This window comes from Mycobacterium sp. GA-1199, assembly GCF_001500045.1.
GTDB lineage: Bacteria > Actinomycetota > Actinomycetes > Mycobacteriales > Mycobacteriaceae > Mycobacterium.
This window is the reverse complement of the sequence record NZ_LQIX01000014.1, coordinates 64333-83771: the sequence shown is the minus strand read 5'-3', so window position 1 is coordinate 83771 and position 19439 is coordinate 64333. Positions and strand designations below refer to the sequence as shown.

Below are 19439 nucleotides of genomic sequence, written 5' to 3'. Positions count from 1 at the left end.
CTCAGGCCCCCAATCTGGTGAGCAGGTCCGACAACGTGGCGACCGCGTCGATTTTCGCGGTCAGGTAGCCGTCCGGCTTGGAATCGGTTTCCGCGACGGCCTTTTCCGGGCCCGCGAGCAGCACATGCGTCACGCCGGCCGCGCGTGCCTCTTCGACCGCGGTCGAGGCTTCCTCCGCGTAGCGGGCGTCGGTGCCGCAGATCACGGCGATCGGCGGTGTCTGATCCGCGTCGGTCACCGCTTCGATGCCGCCCGACGCAAGCAGGTTGGTCGCGAACGTGGTCCGCACGTTGTGTTCGGCGAGCGGACCGAGCGGAAGCAGCAGCACCTTCGGCCGGGCCCCGGTCTTCTCGAGGAAGGCGTCGGAGCGGTCCCGCAGTTCCTCGAAGCCCGCCGCATAGCGGGCCACACCGGGCAGCGAATCACCCTGCGGCAGAGCCGGATCGGCGATGTTGGGGAATTCGTTCACCCCCGTCAGTGCGGTGCGCCGGTGTGCGATGTCCTCGGCGCGCCGCTCGGCCACCTCGGCGATTTGGGCTGCGATGTGGTCACGGGCCTGTTCGAAGCCGCCGCGGGACTCGATGTCCTGGAAGTGTTTCCACGCCTGCTCGGCCAGTTGCTCGGTGAGGTCCTCGACGTGCCAGGAGCCCGCCGCCGGGTCGAGCACGCGGCCCAGGTGCGACTCCTCGAGCAACAGCAGTTGGGTGTTGCGCGCCATCCGGCGCGCGAAGCTTGGGGCCGTCCCCGGAAAGCCACCGGGAATCGCGACGTCGAACGGTTGGACCTGGACGGTGTCCGCTCCGCCGACACCGGCCGAGAAGGCGGCCACCGTTGTGCGCAGCATGTTCACCCATGGATCGCGCTTGGACATCATCGGCAGCGACGTCGTGGCGTGCAACCGGACCGCTCCGTGCTCGGGCGCCCCGACGACCTCGGCGACCCTGGCCCACAGCAGGCGCGCGGCCCGCAGTTTGGCGATCGTCATGAACTGGTCGTCGTCGGCGGCGATGCGGAAACTGATCTGCCGCAGCGCATCCGCGACAACGACGCCGCCCTCTTCGAGCTGCCGCAGGTAGCTCACGCCCGCGGACACGAGGCCCGCCAGCTCCCACGATGCGTTGGCGCCGAGGTTGTGGAAGGCGGGTCCGTCGACGGTGATGGCGCGAACGCCGCCGCCGTAGTCGCCGAGTTTGGCGGCGGTGGCCACGACGTCGGCGGTCTCGGGAGCCACGCGTCCGCTCAGCGGTGCGGTCAACGGGTCGGCGCCGAGGTCCACCGAGAGCCGGGAACGCTGATCGTCGTCCAGGTCGCTCAACAGGCCGAGCACCGCGTCGGCGACCCGCACGTAATCCGGCCCTGCGACCTCGAAGAGGACCGGGACGAGGTCGAGGAAGACGCCGTCGAACAGCCGGTCCAGCTCGGCGGCCGCGACGCCGGCGGGCGCACCGACGCGGATGACGAGCGCGCTGACCCCTTCGGTGAGGCTGAGCAACACCGCGCCGTTGTGTTCGGACACGTTGCCGGGCCCGTTCGCCGGAAACGCCTCGGCGACTTTCCAGCCGGCCTTGACGTCGCGCAGTGCGTCACCACCACGCACGAACGGCCACTGCCCGGGCAGCGGGGGTTCGGGTAACGCATCGGCGCTCGTGTACAGCGGGCGGATCGCGAAGCCGTCGTAGGTGGGCGAATCCAGCAGTCGCTCGGGTTCGGCCGGTAGATCGGCGGGATCCCGCCGGGTGCTCTTTGCCAGCACCGCGGCAACCGCTGAGCGCCAGCGCTCGCGATCGGCCTCGACCACAGTGGGTTTCTGCACGATCATCAGGCTAAATGATCGCAGTCACAGCGGTGTCTGCCGGTCGGCCGACTCACGGGCGCGTGAACAGGTGACTCCGGCCGCGGTTCCGTAGTCTTGGTAGACGTGAACTCCGTCGTCAGCACCCTGCGCGCGGTCCGCGGCGCGGTGATCACGACGCTTTCGAGCGTCTCCCGGACGCGTCTGGTCGGGTCCCTGGCGGCGATTGTGATTCTCGTCGCAGTTGCGTTGCTGGTCCCGATGCCGACCGCCGTCCAGTTGCGTGACTGGGCCACCTCGGTCGGGCCGTGGTTTCCGCTGGCGTTTTTGGCCGCCCACATCGTGGTGACGGTGTTCCCGTTCCCGCGTACGGCATTCACGCTCGGCGCAGGCCTGCTCTTCGGGCCGGTGCTGGGGATTCCGCTGGCGGTGACGGCGGCGACGATCAGCGCGGTCATCGCGGTGCTGCTCGTGCGCGCGGTGGGCCTTCGACTGGACCGGGCGGTGCGCCATCCGCGAATCGAGTCCCTCAACGCACGGCTACGCGAACGCGGTTGGCCCACGGTGCTGTCGATGCGGCTGATTCCCGCCGTGCCGTTCGCCGTGCTCAACTACGCGGCCGGCGTGTCGTCGGTGCGCGTGCTGCCCTACGCGCTGGCGACCTTGGCGGGCCTGGTGCCGGGCACCGCGGCGGTGGTGATCCTCGGCGACGCGCTGACCGGCAACGTCAGCCCGCTGCTCGTGCTGATCTCGTTCTGTACGGCCTGTTTGGGCGTGGCAGGGCTGGTCTACGAGGTCCGCGTGCACCGGCGTCATCAGCGCGAGCGGACCATCGCACCCGAGGCCGAAGAGGCGCTCCGCCTGACGCGGTGAGGTGCACTTGATAGGGAGGGTCTGAACTTCCTACGCTGTTTCGCACACATGAGTGTCGACGTACGAACGAGGGTCGACGGCGAGCCCGCGCTTATTGAGCCCGCCGAATTCTTCGAGGCCACACTCCCGCGACTGTTCGTCGACTCGAACGAACGGCTCGCGCCATCGCTTCAGCAGCGGGCGCCGCGACCGCTGACCGTTTCGGTAGACGATCAACGCTGGACTCTCGGCGTCGACGAGCGGCGCATGACATGCGTGAGAGGGGCGGCGACCGGGACAGTATTGCGAATCGACGCAGAGCAGCTGACGGCGCTGGTCTCCGACCAGGTCACCCCGATGGGATGGCTGGCCACCGGCACCCTGCAGATCGCCGGGCAACTGTCCGACGTCTTGGACTGGTGGCTTTTCCTGCGAGCCGCACTCGACGGCACGACGCCTCATGTCAACGGCGCCGTCGTCTTCAAGGATCACGACGGCGAGCAACTGGACCTGAAACACTGCTACGCCCCGGACGATCCAGCCGACGAGATGGCTTGGTTCCTCGAACAAGCCGGCTACCTGCACATCAGGGGCATGTTCAGCCAAGCGGAGATGGCCGCCGTCTCGACCGAAATGGATCTTGCCGCACCGCGATACTTCGAAGGCGACGGGCGTTCGTGGTGGGCCACCCTGGAGGACGGGAGCAGCGCCCTGGTCCGGATGCAGGGATTCGATGCGGAGTCTCGAACAGCCGCTGCGCTCGTCGCTGACGAACGCCTCTTGCAAATCGGTGGGTTGACCGGCGACGGCCACGTCGTCAGCGGGTGGGAAGGCAAACGCGTTGAGGCCCTTTTCAAGCCGCTCGGCGTCACACGGGGAATCTCAGATGTTCCCTGGCACAAGGATTGTGCCCTCGGCCGGCACAGTTATGACTGCTGTGGGCTGACGGTCGGCATCTCAGTGACCGCAGGGGGTCCCACGTCGGGTCAGCTGCGCGTCGTCGCCGGTTCGCATCGAGCCCTCGTGTGGCCGGCACCCAGCCTCCAACCGGGTCTCGACCTTCCCGTCGTCGATGTCGCCACCGAGGCCGGCGATGTCACCGTCCACCTGTCGTGCACGTTGCACATGGCCCAGCCACCGGTAGAACGGGACCGGCGGGTGATGTACACCAGCTTCAGCCTTCCGACAATCGACACCCACGCCCAGGTGGGCCGTCAGCAGCTGAAGCGGATGGCCGACGCGGCGCCGCTGAACACGAGCCAGTGAGCACCCGCCCGGTCAGCGGGAGTGCGCCCCGCCGCCGGATTCGCGTTCCTGCGGCGCGGGATTGGTCTGCTGGCCGATTCCGGGGAACGACGGCGGCGCGTTGATGGGCGCGGGGGCATCCACCGAAGTGCGCGCCTCCGCTTCGGCCTTCGCCACGGCACGGGCGATCTCGGGATCGGTCTCGGTGTTGAACCAGTCGGCGACCTCGTCGTCATCCTCGGTCTTGACCGGCGTGTCGTCGACCGGCGACGGGGTGTAGCGGAACACGCCGTCCTCCCCCGGCGCGCCGAGCAGCTTGGTGAAACCCTGTAGCGCCGAACCGAAGTCGCTGGGCACCAACCACACCTTGTTCGCCTCGCCCTTGGCCATCTGTGGCAGGGTCTGCAGGTACTGGTAGGCCAGCATCTCCGGCGTGGGCCGGCCCGCCTTGATGGCCGCGAACGTCTTCTCGATGGCCTTGGCCTGACCCTGGGCTTGCAGGTAGGCCGCGGCGCGTTCGCCCTGGGCGCGCAACATGCGCGACTGGCGGTCGGCCTCGGCGGCCAGGATCGCGGCCTGCTTGGCACCCTCGGCGGCCAGGATCTGGGCCTGCTTCTGGCCCTCGGCCTGTTTGATGGCCGATTCGCGGTTGCCTTCCGCGGTCAGGATCATCGCGCGTTTCTCGCGGTCGGCGCGCATCTGTTTTTCCATCGAATCCTGGATCGACGGGGGCGGGTCGATGCTGCGCAGTTCGACGCGCGCCACCCGCAACCCCCAGCGGTTGGTGGCCTCGTCGAGCACGCCGCGCAACGCCGTGTTGATCTGGTCGCGCGAGGTCAGCGTCTGCTCCAGCGTCATGCCGCCGACGAGGTTGCGCAGCGTGGTCGTGGTCAGCTGCTCGACGCCGACGATGTAGTTGCTGATCTGGTAGACGGCGGCCTGCGGATTGGTCACCTGAAAGTAGACCACCGTGTCGATCTGCACGGTCAGGTTGTCCTCGGTGATCACCGGCTGCGGCGGGAAGGACACCACCCGCTCGCGCAGGTCCACCCGGGCGCGGATCCGGTCGACGAACGGCAGCAGCAGCGTCAGCTGACCGGACACGGTCTTGCTGTAGCGGCCCAGCCGCTCGATGACCGCGGCCTCGGCCTGCGGTATCAGCGCGATCGACTTCGCGACGATGATGGCGGCGAACACCACCAGCACGCCGACGAGCACCAGGCCCGCGACGGCACCATCCATGACGATTCCTTCCCTCGTACCCCGTAAGTCCTAGGCGAGCTTCTGGACGACGGCGGTGGCACCGTCGATCTGCACGACGGTCACCTGGTCCCCCGGTTCGTAGACGTCGTTCTCGTTGAGCGGGCGCGCCGTCCAGACCTCGCCGTCGAGTTTCACCTGTCCTTCGTGCTGGGCCACCCGGTCGAGCACCAGCGCACTCTTGCCCTCGAGCGCCTTGGCCGGGTCGGGCAGACCGCCGCCGGCCTGGAAGTGCCTGCGCAGCGCGGGCCGTACCAACACCAGCAACAGGATCGACACGACGGCGAACACCGCGCCGTGGACCCACAGGTCGTCGAAGATCAGGCTCGACCCGGCGGCGGCCAACGCCCCGCCGCCGAGCATGAGCAGGAACAGGTCGCCGGTCAGTGCCTCGGCACCGGCGAGCGCCAACGCGGCAATCAACCAAATCAGCGCAGCAGGCATGACACCACCCTAACGTCGTGCCCGACCGGCTGCGGGCGTAACAACTACACTTCGAACATCATGTGGTGTCCCAGTGTTTCGCTGTCGGTGTGGGCTAATGCCTGGTTAGCGGGCATGGCCGCCCCCGACGATGTGCTCGATGCGCTATCACATTGGGCACCAAAGCATTCCGTAACCGCCTACGATTCGGTGGCAGCCGGTGCGACGGGCTTGCCCTGGCCCGATCTGGTCGATACGGGCGCCGTGTCCCTGTTACAGACGCTGCGCACGGCCGCCGGTCCCGGTCTGACCCAACCGCCGATCGGCCTGGCGCTGCCGGTCCCCGGCGACGTCCGGGGGCTACCCGCAGGCACCCAGTTCCAGCGCGACGCGATCACCGCGGGCGAGGCCATCGTCGTCTCCGGTGCGGGGTCGATCGGCCTCGTGCCCGACTTCGAGTACGACGAATACGAAGACGAGGACGACTTCGACCGCGACCCGTGCGGGCTGTCGTGGACGGTGTACTCGATACCCGAAGCGTCCACGTCCGCCGGATACGGCGATCTGGCCGAGGCGGAGTACGCGCTACGGTCAGCGGTCCGCTCGGCGGCCGACGCGCTCGGGGCACTGCGTGCCGGCGCGGCCGAGATCGACGTGGAGGATCCCCGCGGACTCGTCGAGCAGGTGCTGGAATCCACCCGCATGCACCGCCTTCCCGACCACGCGCCGCACCGGGCCGCACGCGTGCTCGGGAACGCCGCGCACGTCGACGCGATCATCTCGGTCAGCGCCGGGCTCCTACCGATCGGGCTGCACAGCTCCGCTGAGGTGCAGATCGCCAACGACGCGCTGCGGCCGTTGTCGACGGTGGTGCGCTCGGCGCGACTGGCCGCGATCGACGCGGTTCTGCACTCGGCCTGGCAGGCCTAACCACAGGCCGGCGTGCAGACCACGCCGTCGATCGAGTACCCCTGCAGCGGCGGTGGATTCGCTCCGGGTACCCGTACGGGGTCCCGGCCGTCGCGCAACTCGGCGAGCAGCTCGGCGGCGACGCGCGCGAGATCCGCGTTCGGCGTCGCCACCCTCGCGAAGGCCACTCCGGCTGCATCGGCCTGTTCGCGCAGTTCGTGGTCGAGGTCCCACACCACCTCGATGTGGTCGGCGACGAAACCGATCGGGCAGACGATGACGGCTGTGGTGCCGCTCTCGGCCAGGGACGAAAGATGGTCGCCCACATCGGGTTCCAGCCACGGCACCTGAGGCGGCCCGGAGCGCGACTGCCACACCTGGTCGTAGTCGTCGTAGCCGGCCGCGGCCGCCACCAGCGCCGAGGCATACCCGACCTGTCGCTCGTAAAGCTCTGTGCCACAGCGTGACCGCGCAGCCAGCGGAATCGAGTGTGCGGTGAACACCAGGCGTGCGTCGTCCGGTACCGTCCCCGCCGCAGCCGTGATCGCGTCGGCGAACATCTCGACGAACAACGGATGGTCGAAGTACTGACGCAATTTGATCAATTGCGGGGCCGAGGCACCCGCCGCCTGCCGCCCCCGGGCGATGTCCTCGACGTACTGCGTGCAACTCGAGTAGCCGCCCCACGCGGACGTGGTGAACACCGCCGCACGGCGCACCCCGTCGTCGCGCATGGCGGTCACGGAGTCCTCGACGTAGGGCTCCCAGTTGCGGTTGCCGAAGTACACCGGAACGTCGACATAGGTGCGCAGCCGCTCGATCACGGCCCGGTTGATGCCGTTGATCGGTGAGACGCCGCCGAAATGCAGGTAGTGCTCGGCGACGGCCGCCAACCGCTCCGGCGGGATGCCACGGCCGCGAGTGACGTTCTCCAGGAATGGAATCACGTCTTCGGGCCGCTCCGGCCCGCCGAAGGAGAGCAGCAGGACGGCGTCGAACTCCGTCACAACAACTGCGTGCTGGCGCCGCCGTCGGCGTAGATGACGGTGCCGGTGGTGGCCGGCAGCCAGTCCGACAGCAGGGCGCACACGGTCTTGGCGACCGGCGTCGGGTCCTTCATGTCCCAGCCGACCGGTGCGCGCTGATCCCAACCCTCCTCGAGCAGCCGCATTTGATCCTTGACTTCGTCGCCGAGCACTCCGCCGACGATCGCACTCATGGCCAGCGTGCGGATCGGTCCGGCCGCGACGAGATTGGAGCGCACACCGTACGGTCCGGCCTCGCGCGCGACGAAGCGGTTCACCGACTCGAGCGCGCTTTTGGCCACCGTCATCCAGTTGTAGGCCGGCATCGCGCGGGTCGGGTCGAAGTCCATGCCGACGATGCTGCCGCCGCGGTTCATGATGGGCAGCGTCGCCTTGGCCAGCGAGGCGTACGAAAAGGCCGAGATGTGAATGCCTTTGGAGACATCCTCGTAGGGGGCATCGAAGAACGGGTTGATGCCCATGCCCGACTGCGGCATGAAACCGATCGAATGCACCACGCCATCGATCTTGTTGCCCTCGCCGATCACCTCGGTGATGCGGTCGGCCAACGTGTCGAGGTGCTCGTCGTTCTGCACGTCGAGTTCCAGCAGCGGCGCCGGATTGGGCAGTCGGTCGGCGATCCGCTGGATCAGCTTCAGCCGGTCGAATCCGGTCAGCACCAACTCCGCGCCCGACTCCTGGGCGACCTTGGCGATGTGGAACGCGATCGACGAGTCGGTGATGATCCCCGTGACGAGGATGCGCTTGCCTTCGAGCAAACCGGTCATGTGAAAGTCCCTCTCCTTCGCGAAAAGATCTAGTGGCCCATACCCATGCCGCCGTCGACGGGGATCACCGCGCCGGCGATGTAGGTCGCATCCTCGGACGCCAGGAAGCTGACCGCGCCGGCCACCTCCTCGGCGGTGCCCACCCGCTTGGCGGGGATGAAATCGAGCGCCCCGGCCTGGATCCGCTCGTCGAGGGCCCGGGTCATCTCGGTGTCGATGTAGCCGGGCGCGACGACGTTGGCGGTGACGTTGGCCTTGGACAGCTCGCGGGAGATCGAGCGGGCCATGCCGATCAGGCCGGCCTTGGCAGCCGCGTAGTTGGCCTGGTTGCCGATGCCCCACATGCCCGACACCGAGCCGATGAAGATGATCCGGCCGAAGCGCTTGCGCTGCATGGTGCGGGATGCCCGCTGCGCCACCCGGAACGCTCCCGTGAGGTTGGCGTCGATGACCTCGGTGAACCGCTCCTCGGTCATGCGCATGAGGAACGCGTCCTTGGAGATGCCGGCGTTGGACACCAGCACCTCTACCGGCCCCTGATGCTCCTCAACCTCTTTGAATGCGCGGTCGACGGCGGCGTTGTCGGTGACGTCGCACACGACCCCGAATAGTCCTTCGGGGGCTCCGGAACCGCGGTGGGTGACGGCGACCTTGTGGCCGTCGGCCGCCAGCCGCTGCGCGATGGCCAGGCCGATGCCACGGTTACCGCCGGTCACCAGCACCGAGCGGGAGACGAAAGGCGGACGACCACCGGCCGATTCGGATTCGGCGGTCGCTCCTGTGTCATTGCTCGTCGCGTGCGCAGTCATGCCCGCCAACCTATCGCCTGCCCGCCATTCCTAAGAAATCGCCTTAGTGAACGGGCGCGCTCACAGCGGAAGCCGGCGGTTGATCAGCAGGGCGGCCACCGCCGCCACGGCCGCGAACAGGGCACCGAGCCGGAGCCAGCCGGTGGTCGCCTCACCTCGCACGGTCTCGTATCCGATCTGGTCCTGAAGGGTGTCGTAGACCTTGTTCAGCTCGTCGAGGTTGGACGCGGTGTAGGCCTCGCCGCCGGAGAGCTGGGCGATCTTCTCCATGCCCTCGTCGTCGACGGGGACCGGGACCCGCTCGTTGTTCACCTCGACCGAGCCGTTCGGCGTGCCGAACGAGATCGTCGAGACCGGCACACCCTGATCCTTGGCGGCCCGCGCCGCGGTGAACGCGCCCTTGGGGTTGTCGGGGTTGTTCGGCACCGTCTCCTTGCCGTCGGAGAACAGCACGATGTGCGCGGGCGGTGGCGTATCGCCGCCACCGATGACGGCGCCGACGGTGGAGATCGACGACAGAGCGGTGAAGATGGCTTCACCGGTCGCGGTTTTGTCGGCGACCTGCAGATTCTCGATGGCGCGCCGGCTCGCGTCCCGATTGGTGGTCGGCGAGACCAGAACATTGGCGGTTCCGGCGTAGGCGATGACTCCGAGGTTGATACCCGGCGTGAGCTCGTCGACGAACCTCTTCGACGCCTCCTGGGCGGCGGCCAGACGGCTCGGCTCGACGTCGGTCGCGCGCATCGATTGGGAGACGTCGATGGCCAGCACCACCACCGCGCGGTTGCGGGGAAGGCGCTGGTCGTGGGTGGGCCCGGCCAGCGCGATCGTGCACAGCAGCAGCGAGATCGCCAGCAGCGCCGCGGGAACGTGGCGCAGCGGACTGGGCCGATGGGGCGCGACGCTGTCGAGCAGTTCGGTGTTGGCGAAGCGCTGCAACCGCTTTCGCCGGGCGATCTGGGCTGCGGCGTACAACCCGGCCAGCACCAGCAGGACCACCAGGAACAGGAGGAACCACCAGATGTGCTGAAAACCGGTGAGCGACAGCGGTCCCAGCAGTGGAATCGTCATGTCAGATCGTCATCCCTTGCGAATCAGTTCGGCAGACGACGGTTGATGAACAGGGCCGCCAGCGTCGCCATGGCGAGCGCCAGCGTTCCCAGCCGCAGCCACCCCACGCTCGCATCGCCACGGATCGTCTCGTAGCCGATCTGCTGCTGAAGGTTCGCGTAGACCTCTCGCAGCTGCTGAAGGCTCGACGCGGTGAACGCCTCACCGCCGGACAGATCGGCGATCTTCTTGAGCATCTCGTCGTCGACCGGCACAGGCTGGCGCTGGTCGTTGATCTCGACATAGCCGTACGGCGTGCCGAACGAGATCGTCGAGATCGGCACCCCCTGGTCCTTGGCGGTGCGGGCCGCGGTGTAGGCGCCCTTGGGATTGTCCGGGTTCGACGGCACGGTCTCCTTGCCGTCGGAGAACAACACGATTCGCGCAGGCGGGGGTTCGTCGCCACCGCCGATCACCGCTCCCACGGTGGCGATCGCCTGCAGCGCCGTGAAGATGCCCTCACCGGTCGCCGTGCGGTCGGCGAACTGCAGTTTGTCGATCGCGGCCTTGGTGGCCTCCCGGCCCGTGGTCGGCGACACCAGGACGGTCGCCGTGCCGGCATAGGAGATCAAGCCCAGGTTGATGCCCGCGGTGAGTTCGTCGGCGAACTGCTTGGACGCCTCCTGCGCGGCGGCCATCCGGTTCGGGGCGACGTCGGTGGCGCGCATCGACTGCGAGACGTCCATCACGAGCATCACCACCGCGCGGTTGCGCGGGATGCGGACGTCGTGCGTCGGCCCGGCCATCGCCACCGTCAGCAACACCAGGCCGATGACGAGCAGTATCGCGGGCACATGCCGCCACCGCGAAGGACGTTTGGGCGCAACGCTTTCCAACAGCTCCATGTTGGCGAACCGCAGCATCCGCCGATGCCGGGCCAGCTGAACCACCATGTAGAGCCCGACGATTCCGAGCACCGCGAGCAGGAACAGGAAGAACCAGGCGTTTTCGAAACCCGACAGCGTCATGGGTCCGAGCAACGGCAATGTCATGTGCGCCTAATCATCTCGATATCAGGCGTGGCCCGCCAGCGCGCCACGCCTGCGGTTGGCGACGAACCGGACGACGTCGGCGATCCAATCGCGGTCGGTGCGCAGCGTCAGCAGCGGTGCATCGCATCGCCGCAACGTCCTGGCCACCTCCGCGCGGTGCGCCGCGGCAGCCCGCTCGAAGTCGTCGCGCAACTGCTCGTCGATGGTGAACTCACGGGTCAGCCCCGTCTCGGCATCCTGCAGCACGACTTCGCCGACCGCGGGCAGTTCGACGTCGCGCGGGTCGAGCACTTCGATTCCGAGCACCTCATGGCGCCCCGCGATCGCCCGCAGCGGACGCATCCAGTTGATCGGGCCGAGGAAGTCGCTGATGATCACCGCCATGCCGCGGCGCCGCTCGGGCCTGCGCAGAGCGTCGATCGCGGCGGCAAGGTCGCCGCGGACACCGGCGGGCGCCTTGGGCATCGTGGCGATGGCGCGCAGCATCTCCTGCTCGTGCATCCGGCCCGACAGCGCGGGCACCCGCCGCACGGTGTCGCCGTTGGCGATGATCGCGCCGATCCGGTTACCGCCCCCGCTGTTGAGGAACGTGATCGCCGCCGCGGCGGCCACCGCGAGATCGCGCTTCTCACAACCGGTTGTGCCGAAGTCGAGGCTGGCCGACATGTCGATCACGAGCCAGGTCTCGAGTTCGCGGTCGGCGATCATCTGCCGCACGTGTGGATGCGTGGTGCGCGCCGTGACCGACCAGTCCATCCGGCGCACATCGTCACCGGGCTGGTAGAGCCGCGACTCCCCCGGTTCCGATCCCGGGCCGGGCAGCAGGCCGAGGTGGTCGCCGTGCAGCACGCCGTCGAGCTTGCGCCGCACCGTCAACTCGAGCTTGCGCAGCGCCGCGCTCAGTGCGGGGTCACGGATCTCGCCGCGCTTCAGCGACGGCAGATCAACGGAGCGCCGGGAACTGGTCACCGATTGCTGGCCGCACCAGCGGCGGCGGGCACGACGGGCGGCACCGAATGACCTTGCTGCGGAATGGCGTTCACCTGCGGCAGGGCCACGGTCTGCAGAATGCGGTTGATCACCGTCTCGGCCGAGATCTCGTCGGCCAGCGCGTCATAGGTCAACACCAGCCGGTGCCGCAGCACATCGGGGATGACCTCGACGACGTCCTGCGGGATCACGTAGTCGCGGCCCCGCACGAGCGCCAGCGCGCGCGACGCCGCGATGATGCCGAGCGATGCACGCGGTGATGCGCCGTAGGCGATCCACGCCTTGGCGTCGGGCATGCCGAACTTCTCGGGCTGACGGGTCGCGGTCACCACCCGGACGACGTAGTCGACCAACGCGTGGTGCACGAAGTTGTTGGCCGCCACGTCCTGCAGGCGCAGCAGGTCACCGGGCGCGAGGATCTGCTTGGGCTCCGGCGGCTTGACGCCCATCCGGTAGATGATCTCGCGCTCTTCTTCGGGCGACGGGTAGTCGATGTTCAGCTTGAACAGGAAGCGGTCGCGCTGGGCCTCGGGCAGCGCGTACACGCCCTCCTGCTCGATCGGGTTCTGCGTGGCCATCACCAGGAACGGCTGGGGCAGCGGGAACGTCTTGCCGCCGATGGAGATCTTGCGCTCGGCCATGACCTCCAGCAGAGCCGACTGCACCTTGGCCGGGGCGCGGTTGATCTCGTCGGCGAGCAGGAAGTTGACGACGACGGGTCCGAGTTCGATGTCGAACTCCTCCTTACCCACCCGGTAGATGCGGGTGCCGACGATGTCGGTCGGCACCAGGTCCGGGGTGAACTGGATGCGCGCGAAGGTGCCGCCCACCACCTTGGCGAAGGTCTCGACGGCCAGCGTCTTGGCCACGCCGGGCACACCCTCGAGCAGTACGTGGCCCTTGGCGAGCAGGCCGACCAGCATGCGTTCGACCAGTTGGTCCTGTCCGACGATGATCCGCTTCACCTCGAAGACGGCCCGCTCGAGCGTGTGGACCTCCTGCTGCAGACCGCCATTCTGGGAAGCCGGGCTCGACGGTGCGGCGTGTGAGCCCTGGTATCCCTGTGCCGGTGCCTGGCCGGGGTAGCCTCCAGGCCCCTGCGACGGCCCGCTCGGTGAGGTCATCAACATTCCTTCCACATAACTCGCTGGTCAAAGCGGCGCAGGCCGGTCTGGGCCGCACGCTCGACGTCAACTATTCCAGGCACGACAGAATCCGTCGACGTTGCCCGATACGTTCAGGTTCGGCTCAGGTTGCGCTCAGGATTCGATGATGCGCGCCACATACGGCTGCAGGCCGGAATGACGCACCGGGCCCACCGTGACCTTGCCGGCACTGCCCGAGGACTCGAGCATCTGACCGCCACCCAGATAGATAGCCACGTGCTGGCTTCCGCCGGGACCCCAGAACAGGAGGTCGCCGCGCTTGGCCTGCGATGTCGGCACCTTGCGGCCGGTGTCGTACTGGTCGCCGGAGTACTTGGGGATCAGCACCCCCACCCCCGCGAACGAGAACTGGGTGAAGCCCGAGCAGTCGAACCCGACGATGTTGGCCCCCGAGTCGATGCCTCGGCTCGGCCCGTTCGGCTTTCCGCCGCCCCACGAGTACGGCACGCCCATCTGCGAGGCGCCGCGACGGATCACGTACTCGATCGCCTGCGGTCCACGCACCCGGCCCGGCGCGACGCTCGCCGTCGCCGCCTCCGGCGGCGCGAGACCCAAGGTGGTCAGAAATTTGCGGCCCAGGCTCATCGTGACCTCGGTGGCCTGGGCGGTCGCCGCGAGCGACGCGTTGGCGATCGCCAGAGGATCACCCGGTGCGCCGGCGCTGATCAGTTTGGGCAGCGTCGGATCCCACTGGCCGTCTTCGGGCGCCGACGCCGCCGGCGTCGCCAGCCCGACCGTGAGCGCGACGGTCGCCAGCAACAGCGCACAACCGCCCAGGAACCGAATCAGCTTGAAACGCAAAGTTTTCCTAACGTCTGTCGCGTGTGACCTCTCACCATTCGATGAGACGGGTCGCGTACGGGGTCATGCCGCTGGTACGCACCGGCGAGATCTTCACCACCGAACCCGTGTAGGGCGCTTCGATCATCTGTCCGTCGCCGAGGTACAGCGCGACGTGCTGGCTGGCGTTGGGACCCCAGAACAACATGTCGCCGCGCCGCATCTGTGAGGTCGGAACCTTGCGCCCGGCGTTGTACTGCGAGCCCGAATAGTGGTCTAGCTTGATGCCGACGCCGGCGAACGCGTAGAGCATCAGGCCCGAGCAGTCGAATCCGACTGTGCCCGCCCCGGAGTCGATACCGCGGCTGGGTCCGGCGGCGTTGCCGCCGCCCCACGAGTACGGCACACCCATCTGCGACATGGCCCGTTTGATCACGAACTCGGTCGCCTGCCTGCCGTAGACGCGGGGAATCGCGCCGTTGTTGAACGCCGGCGCGGCAGCCGGTTTCGGGAGGATCCCCACCGACTGCAGGAACTTGCGACCGAGGTCCTGGGTCACCTGCGCCGAGGTCGAAGCGATGCCGAGAACCGCGTTGATGATCGCGATCGGGTCACCGCTGACGAAGGCGCTGGGGATCGCGGGCAGCGTCGGATCCCACGGCGTGGCCCAGTTTCCGGTGCCGGGGTCGACGCCTTGCGGCGCGCGGTCCCAGTCTGGGCTTCCCGGCGTCGCGGCGGCCGCCGGTTGCGCCGGCGCGCCGGCCGGTTGCCCCGGCGCGGCCTGAGTACGCGCCTCGGCGAGCTTGGCCTGCGCGGCCTTGCGCTCGGCGGCCAGCTTGTCGAGTTGGGCCTGCTGGGACTTGAAGGTCTCCTGCGCGTTGGTCAGGGCCGCAACCGCGGACTGCTGGCTGGCTTCGGCGTCGGAAACGGCCTTGTCCGCGTTCTGTTTCGCCAGCCGCGCCGCGGACTCGCGGTTGACCTGCTCGGTGCGGGCCCGCTGCAGATCGGCGATCACCTGCTGCGAGCTGATGGCCAGTGTCTGCCCCGCCGCGGCGGTCTTGATGACCTCGGCGGGATCGCCCGCGGTCAGGTACGAGTCCGAGGGGCCGTTGACGTACGTGGCGGCGGCAAACGAGTTGAACCGCTTCTGCGCCTGCTCGATAGCGATGTTGGCGTCCTCGACGCGCTGCCGGCTCGCGTCGACCTCACGCTGCGCGGCGGCGGCGTTGTCCCGCGCGGTCTGCACATCGAGGATCGCCTTGTTGACGCTTTCCTGCTGCTGCTGGATCTCGGCACCCAGATCCTGCAGCCTCTGGTCGGCGTCGGCGACGGCGGCGACCAGCGCCGCGAGGCTGTCGGGACTGCTGGGTTGAGCGAGGGCCAGGCCGGGCGTCGTGGCCAACATGGTGGCCACGACCAGGGCCGCGCAGAACCGTCCACACGGCCGCGTAGCGGATGCGCCAGGTGTGCGTCTCATCCGACTCAGTTCTCCTATGGCTTCAGGCGAACGTGCGGACACATTCGTCGCGGTGACTGTGCTCATTTGTCACAACATGCACATCTACAACACAGCTACCGATTGCACCGTACGTCACATCTGACGCCAAAGAAACTTAAGTCGCGAATTACAGCTTTGTAATTGAAAGAAGTGTTATCGCGTCGTGACTTCGCCAATACCCAGGCGGTGTCTGGTCACGCCAAAACCGTTGCCGCAGTGCGCTTTCAGGCGTCCTCGCGCGACGCGATACGCTTGGCGCGAACCTGCAAAAGTCGCGTACCGATAACGGCGGCAACCACTCCCAAGACCACCACAATCGTCAATGCGGTCCACGGAAAGTGCGATGCCGTCAACTCGCTGAGGAAATTCTGCGAACCCTGCACCGGACCGCGCCCTTCGGCGACGTCCTGACCCGCCTCCAACGTCATGCGGTCGAACGTCGTGCTGAAGGTGCCCGAATCCGTGGGACTGAGCACCAGCACCGTCGACCCCGGGAACGCCTCCCCCACCTCGGTGGCGATATCGCGCAGTGGCGTGTCAATCGGCGGGTTCTGGTCCACGACGACGATCTTCAGGTCGATGCCCTGCTGCTGGGCCTCGGCGACCACCTCGGGCAGGCCCTCGTTCTCCGGACTGGGCGAGGCGCTCACCCCGTCGTCGCGAACGTCCTCGATGACCAGGTTCAGGCACGTGTCGACCGGCGTGGTCGCGGGGTCCATGCCCACCGGCCCGCAGACGTCGGGCGGGATGTAGGCCGGCAGAAACGGAATCACATGCGGTCCGAACACAGAAGAACCGTACGTGATGGGTACTCAGCGGGGTGACAGCACGCGCGGTCCGGCACGGGACTGTGAACCGACCCCGACCGTCTTGCAGGACAAGCGTACTGTTAGAGTTGTAACGCGGCCGTCACAGCCCGTCGGCTGCGAGAACTAGCCGGGAGTTGATGTGAGCAAAGGTAATACGGAAAATTCTTCCCCCAATTCATTTGACGCCCGCGACACCCTGAAAGTCGGAGACAAGAGCTACGAGATCTACCGCCTCGACGCGGTGCCGGGTACCGACAAGTTGCCCTACAGCCTGAAGGTGCTTGCCGAGAACCTGCTGCGCAACGAGGACGGCGCCAACATCACCAAGGACCACATCGAGGCCATCGCCAACTGGGATCCCGAGGCCGACCCCAGCGTGGAGATTCAGTTCACCCCGGCGCGCGTGGTGATGCAGGACTTCACCGGCGTGCCGTGCATCGTCGACCTGGCCACCATGCGGGAGGCGATCGCCGACCTCGGCGGCGACCCCGAGAAGGTCAATCCGCTCGCTCCGGCCGACCTGGTGATCGACCACTCGGTGATCGCCGACCTGTTCGGCCGCGCCGACGCATTCGAGCGCAACGTCGAGATCGAGTACGAGCGCAACGGCGAGCGCTACCAGTTCCTGCGCTGGGGCCAGGGCGCCTTCGACGACTTCAAGGTGGTGCCGCCCGGCACCGGGATCGTGCACCAGGTCAACATCGAGTACCTGGCGTCGGTGGTGATGGACCGGGACGGAACCGCCTACCCGGACACCTGTGTGGGCACCGACAGCCACACGACCATGGTCAACGGTCTCGGCGTGCTCGGCTGGGGCGTCGGCGGTATCGAGGCCGAGGCCGCGATGCTCGGCCAGCCCGTGTCGATGCTCATCCCCCGTGTCGTCGGGTTCAAGCTGACCGGCGAGCGCCAGCCCGGAGTGACGGCCACCGACGTCGTGCTCACGGTCACCGAGATGCTGCGCCAGCACGGTGTGGTCGGCAAGTTCGTCGAGTTCTACGGCGACGGTGTGGCCGAAGTGCCGCTGGCCAACCGGGCCACGCTGGGCAACATGAGCCCCGAGTTCGGTTCCACCGCGGCGATCTTCCCCATCGACGAGGAGACAATCAGCTATCTGCGCTTCACCGGGCGCAGCGAGGAACAACTGGCGCTGGTCGAGGCCTACGCCAAGGAACAGGGCATCTGGCACGACCCCCAGCGCGAGCCCAAGTTCTCCGAGTACATCGAGCTGGACCTGTCAGACGTCGTCCCGTCGATCGCCGGACCGAAGCGCCCACAGGACCGCATCGCGCTCAACGAGGCCAAGGCGGCCTTCCGTCAGGACATCACCGACTACGTCGAAGACGGCGAATTCAACGGGGAGTACTCAGAACTCGACGAGGCCATCGACGAGACTTTCCCGGCGAGCGATCCGGTGCGCAACACGTCATTTCTGTCCAACCGCAAGCCTCCGGCCCACGTCGAGAGCGCCGCGATCGAACCCAATGGCCGGCCGAGCAAGCCGGTGACCGTCAGATCCGACGAGCTCGGCGAATTCGTGCTCGACCACGGCGCGGTGGTGATCGCCGCGATCACGTCGTGCACCAACACCTCCAACCCCGAGGTGATGCTCGGCGCGGCGCTGCTGGCCAAGAACGCCGTCGAGAAGGGCCTGGCCACCAAGCCGTGGGTGAAGACGACGATGGCGCCGGGCTCGCAGGTGGTGACCGACTACTACGAGAAGGCCGGGCTGTGGCCGTATCTGGAGAAGCTGGGCTTCTTCCTCGTCGGCTACGGCTGCACGACCTGCATCGGCAACAGCGGCCCGCTGCCCGAGGAGATCAGCAAGGCCGTCAACGACAACGACCTCGCGGTGGCCGCGGTGCTGTCGGGCAACCGCAACTTCGAGGGCCGGATCAACCCGGACACCAAGATGAACTACCTGGCGTCGCCGCCGTTGGTGATCTCCTATGCGCTCGCCGGCACGATGGACTTCGACTTCGACTCGATGCCGCTGGGCCAGGACAAGGACGGAAACGACGTCTATCTGCGTGACATCTGGCCGTCGCAGTCCGACATCAACGACACGATCGCCAACGCGATCAGCCAGGAGATGTTCACCAAGAACTACGCCGACGTCTTCAAGGGTGACGAGCGCTGGCGCAACCTGCCGACCCCGGAGGGCAACACCTTCGAATGGGCCGAGGACTCGACCTACGTGCGCAAGCCCCCGTACTTCGACGGGATGTCGGCCGAACCGGAGCCGGTGACCGACATCAAGGGCGCGAGAGTACTGGCGCTGCTGGGCGATTCGGTGACCACCGACCACATCTCACCCGCCGGAGCGATCAAGCCGGGCACACCGGCTGCCGAGTACCTGGAGTCCAACGGCGTCGAGCGGGCGGACTACAACTCCTACGGCTCCCGGCGCGGAAACCACGAGGTGATGATCCGCGGCACGTTCGCCAACATCCGGCTGCGCAACCAATTGCTCGACGACGTCTCGGGTGGCTACACCCGCGACTTCACCAAGGACGGCGAGCAGGCGTTCATCTACGACGCCGCGCAAAACTATGCGGCGCAGGATATTCCGCTCGTCGTTCTCGGCGGCAAAGAGTACGGTTCGGGTTCGTCGCGTGACTGGGCGGCCAAGGGCACGCGGCTGCTGGGTGTGCGCGCGGTGATCACCGAGTCGTTCGAGCGGATCCACCGGTCGAACCTGATCGGCATGGGCGTGATCCCGTTGCAGTTCCCCGAGGGCGAGTCGGCGGAGTCGCTGGGCCTCGACGGCACGGAGACGTTCGACATCACCGGCATCGAGGAGCTCAACGAGGGCAAGACGCCGAAGACGGTGCACGTCACTGCGGAAAAGGAAGATGGCTCCAAGGTCGAGTTCGACGCGGTGGTGCGCATCGACACCCCGGGCGAGGCGGACTACTACCGCAACGGCGGCATCCTGCAGTACGTGCTGCGCAACATGCTCGAGTCGCAGTAACCGAAGAAGGGACAACC

Annotated in this window: 16 protein-coding genes and 1 pseudogene; 4 read left to right on the top strand and 13 right to left on the bottom strand. The window is 67.5% G+C overall.

All coding sequences use genetic code 11. The features are described from left to right. Position 1 precedes the first annotated feature (1 nt). A complete protein-coding gene (mutA, locus tag AU198_RS12265; RefSeq protein ID WP_064348404.1) occupies positions 2-1819 on the bottom strand; it encodes a methylmalonyl-CoA mutase small subunit in 1818 nt (605 codons plus the stop codon). Between the two features lie 99 nt (positions 1820-1918). Here mutA and AU198_RS12260 point away from each other — a divergent pair, with 99 nt between their 5' ends. Continuing rightward, complete coding sequence (locus tag AU198_RS12260; protein ID WP_064348403.1) at positions 1919-2665, top strand: TVP38/TMEM64 family protein; 747 nt, start codon at positions 1919-1921, stop codon at positions 2663-2665. A gap of 48 nt (positions 2666-2713) precedes the next feature. Next, positions 2714-3910 (top strand): phytanoyl-CoA dioxygenase family protein, encoded by a 1197-nt coding sequence (locus AU198_RS12255; RefSeq protein ID WP_064348402.1) that lies wholly within the window; start codon positions 2714-2716, stop codon positions 3908-3910. A gap of 12 nt (positions 3911-3922) precedes the next feature. Here AU198_RS12255 and AU198_RS12250 read toward each other — a convergent pair whose 3' ends face one another. Together AU198_RS12250 and AU198_RS12245 are read right to left on the bottom strand one after the other, a co-directional pair. Further along, positions 3923-5131, bottom strand: coding sequence for an SPFH domain-containing protein (locus AU198_RS12250; protein WP_064348401.1), 1209 nt, complete (start codon positions 5129-5131; stop codon positions 3923-3925). 30 nt (positions 5132-5161) lie between these two features. Next, positions 5162-5593: an NfeD family protein gene (locus AU198_RS12245; protein WP_064348400.1), complete on the bottom strand. Its 432-nt coding sequence runs from the start codon at positions 5591-5593 to the stop codon at positions 5162-5164. A gap of 60 nt (positions 5594-5653) precedes the next feature. On the opposite strand from AU198_RS12245, the gene AU198_RS12240 reads away from it, so the two are divergent. After that, positions 5654-6502 carry an Rv1486c family protein gene (locus tag AU198_RS12240; RefSeq protein WP_064348399.1) on the top strand — a complete coding sequence of 283 codons (849 nt, stop codon included), beginning with the start codon at positions 5654-5656 and terminating at the stop codon, positions 6500-6502. On the opposite strand, the pseudogene AU198_RS12235 reads toward AU198_RS12240, so the two are convergent. The 10 genes and pseudogenes from AU198_RS12235 to AU198_RS12190 all read right to left on the bottom strand — a co-directional run. Then, positions 6480-7488, bottom strand: a pseudogene (locus AU198_RS12235) (ferrochelatase); the annotation flags it as partial. The gene AU198_RS12240 and the pseudogene AU198_RS12235 overlap by 23 nt on opposite strands. Continuing rightward, positions 7485-8294 carry an NADH-dependent enoyl-ACP reductase InhA gene (gene inhA, locus AU198_RS12230; protein ID WP_064348397.1) on the bottom strand — a complete coding sequence of 270 codons (810 nt, stop codon included), beginning with the start codon at positions 8292-8294 and terminating at the stop codon, positions 7485-7487. The pseudogene AU198_RS12235 and the gene inhA, both read right to left, overlap by 4 nt. Before the next feature lie 29 nt (positions 8295-8323). Next, on the bottom strand, positions 8324-9103 hold the full coding sequence (fabG1, locus tag AU198_RS12225; RefSeq protein ID WP_064348396.1) for a 3-oxoacyl-ACP reductase FabG1: 780 nt from the start codon (positions 9101-9103) through the stop codon (positions 8324-8326). A gap of 60 nt (positions 9104-9163) precedes the next feature. Then, positions 9164-10174 carry a VWA domain-containing protein gene (locus AU198_RS12220; protein ID WP_064348395.1) on the bottom strand — a complete coding sequence of 337 codons (1011 nt, stop codon included), beginning with the start codon at positions 10172-10174 and terminating at the stop codon, positions 9164-9166. A 23-nt stretch (positions 10175-10197) separates the two neighbouring features. Continuing rightward, a complete protein-coding gene (locus tag AU198_RS12215) occupies positions 10198-11205 on the bottom strand; it encodes a VWA domain-containing protein (RefSeq protein WP_064348394.1) in 1008 nt (335 codons plus the stop codon). A gap of 21 nt (positions 11206-11226) precedes the next feature. Then, entirely contained in the window at positions 11227-12174 is a 948-nt protein-coding gene (locus AU198_RS12210) for a DUF58 domain-containing protein (protein WP_064348393.1), read from the bottom strand. Beyond that, positions 12171-13319 carry a chaperone MoxR1 gene (gene moxR1 / locus AU198_RS12205; protein ID WP_064348434.1) on the bottom strand — a complete coding sequence of 383 codons (1149 nt, stop codon included), beginning with the start codon at positions 13317-13319 and terminating at the stop codon, positions 12171-12173. Before moxR1 ends, AU198_RS12210 begins: the two co-directional genes overlap by 4 nt. Before the next feature lie 135 nt (positions 13320-13454). After that, the gene (ripB, locus tag AU198_RS12200; RefSeq protein ID WP_082690990.1) at positions 13455-14162 is read right to left on the bottom strand and encodes an NlpC/P60 family peptidoglycan endopeptidase RipB; all 708 of its coding nucleotides are present in this window, start codon (positions 14160-14162) and stop codon (positions 13455-13457) included. A gap of 31 nt (positions 14163-14193) precedes the next feature. Further along, positions 14194-15618, bottom strand: a complete 1425-nt coding sequence (gene ripA / locus AU198_RS12195) for an NlpC/P60 family peptidoglycan endopeptidase RipA (RefSeq protein WP_064348392.1) — start codon at positions 15616-15618, stop codon at positions 14194-14196. Between the two features lie 245 nt (positions 15619-15863). Continuing rightward, the gene (locus tag AU198_RS12190; protein WP_064348391.1) at positions 15864-16427 is read right to left on the bottom strand and encodes an Rv1476 family membrane protein; all 564 of its coding nucleotides are present in this window, start codon (positions 16425-16427) and stop codon (positions 15864-15866) included. A gap of 160 nt (positions 16428-16587) precedes the next feature. On the opposite strand from AU198_RS12190, the gene AU198_RS12185 reads away from it, so the two are divergent. Next, a complete protein-coding gene (locus tag AU198_RS12185; protein ID WP_064348390.1) occupies positions 16588-19422 on the top strand; it encodes an aconitate hydratase in 2835 nt (944 codons plus the stop codon). Positions 19423-19439 lie beyond the last annotated feature (17 nt).

Excerpts from the sequence above, each read along its gene's own strand:
- AU198_RS12215 (WP_064348394.1), bottom strand. The coding sequence starts at position 11,205 with ATGACATTGCCGTTGCTCGGACCCATGACGCTGTCGGGTTTCGAAAAC.
- AU198_RS12245 (WP_064348400.1), bottom strand. The coding sequence starts at position 5,593 with ATGCCTGCTGCGCTGATTTGGTTGATTGCCGCGTTGGCGCTCGCCGGT.
- AU198_RS12240 (WP_064348399.1), top strand. The coding sequence starts at position 5,654 with ATGTGGTGTCCCAGTGTTTCGCTGTCGGTGTGGGCTAATGCCTGGTTA.
- moxR1 (WP_064348434.1), bottom strand. The coding sequence starts at position 13,319 with ATGACCTCACCGAGCGGGCCGTCGCAGGGGCCTGGAGGCTACCCCGGC.
- mutA (WP_064348404.1), bottom strand. The coding sequence starts at position 1,819 with ATGATCGTGCAGAAACCCACTGTGGTCGAGGCCGATCGCGAGCGCTGG.
- fabG1 (WP_064348396.1), bottom strand. The coding sequence starts at position 9,103 with ATGACTGCGCACGCGACGAGCAATGACACAGGAGCGACCGCCGAATCC.
- AU198_RS12250 (WP_064348401.1), bottom strand. The coding sequence starts at position 5,131 with ATGGATGGTGCCGTCGCGGGCCTGGTGCTCGTCGGCGTGCTGGTGGTG.
- ripA (WP_064348392.1), bottom strand. The coding sequence starts at position 15,618 with ATGAGACGCACACCTGGCGCATCCGCTACGCGGCCGTGTGGACGGTTC.
- AU198_RS12220 (WP_064348395.1), bottom strand. The coding sequence starts at position 10,174 with ATGACGATTCCACTGCTGGGACCGCTGTCGCTCACCGGTTTTCAGCAC.
- AU198_RS12255 (WP_064348402.1), top strand. The coding sequence starts at position 2,714 with ATGAGTGTCGACGTACGAACGAGGGTCGACGGCGAGCCCGCGCTTATT.
- inhA (WP_064348397.1), bottom strand. The coding sequence starts at position 8,294 with ATGACCGGTTTGCTCGAAGGCAAGCGCATCCTCGTCACGGGGATCATC.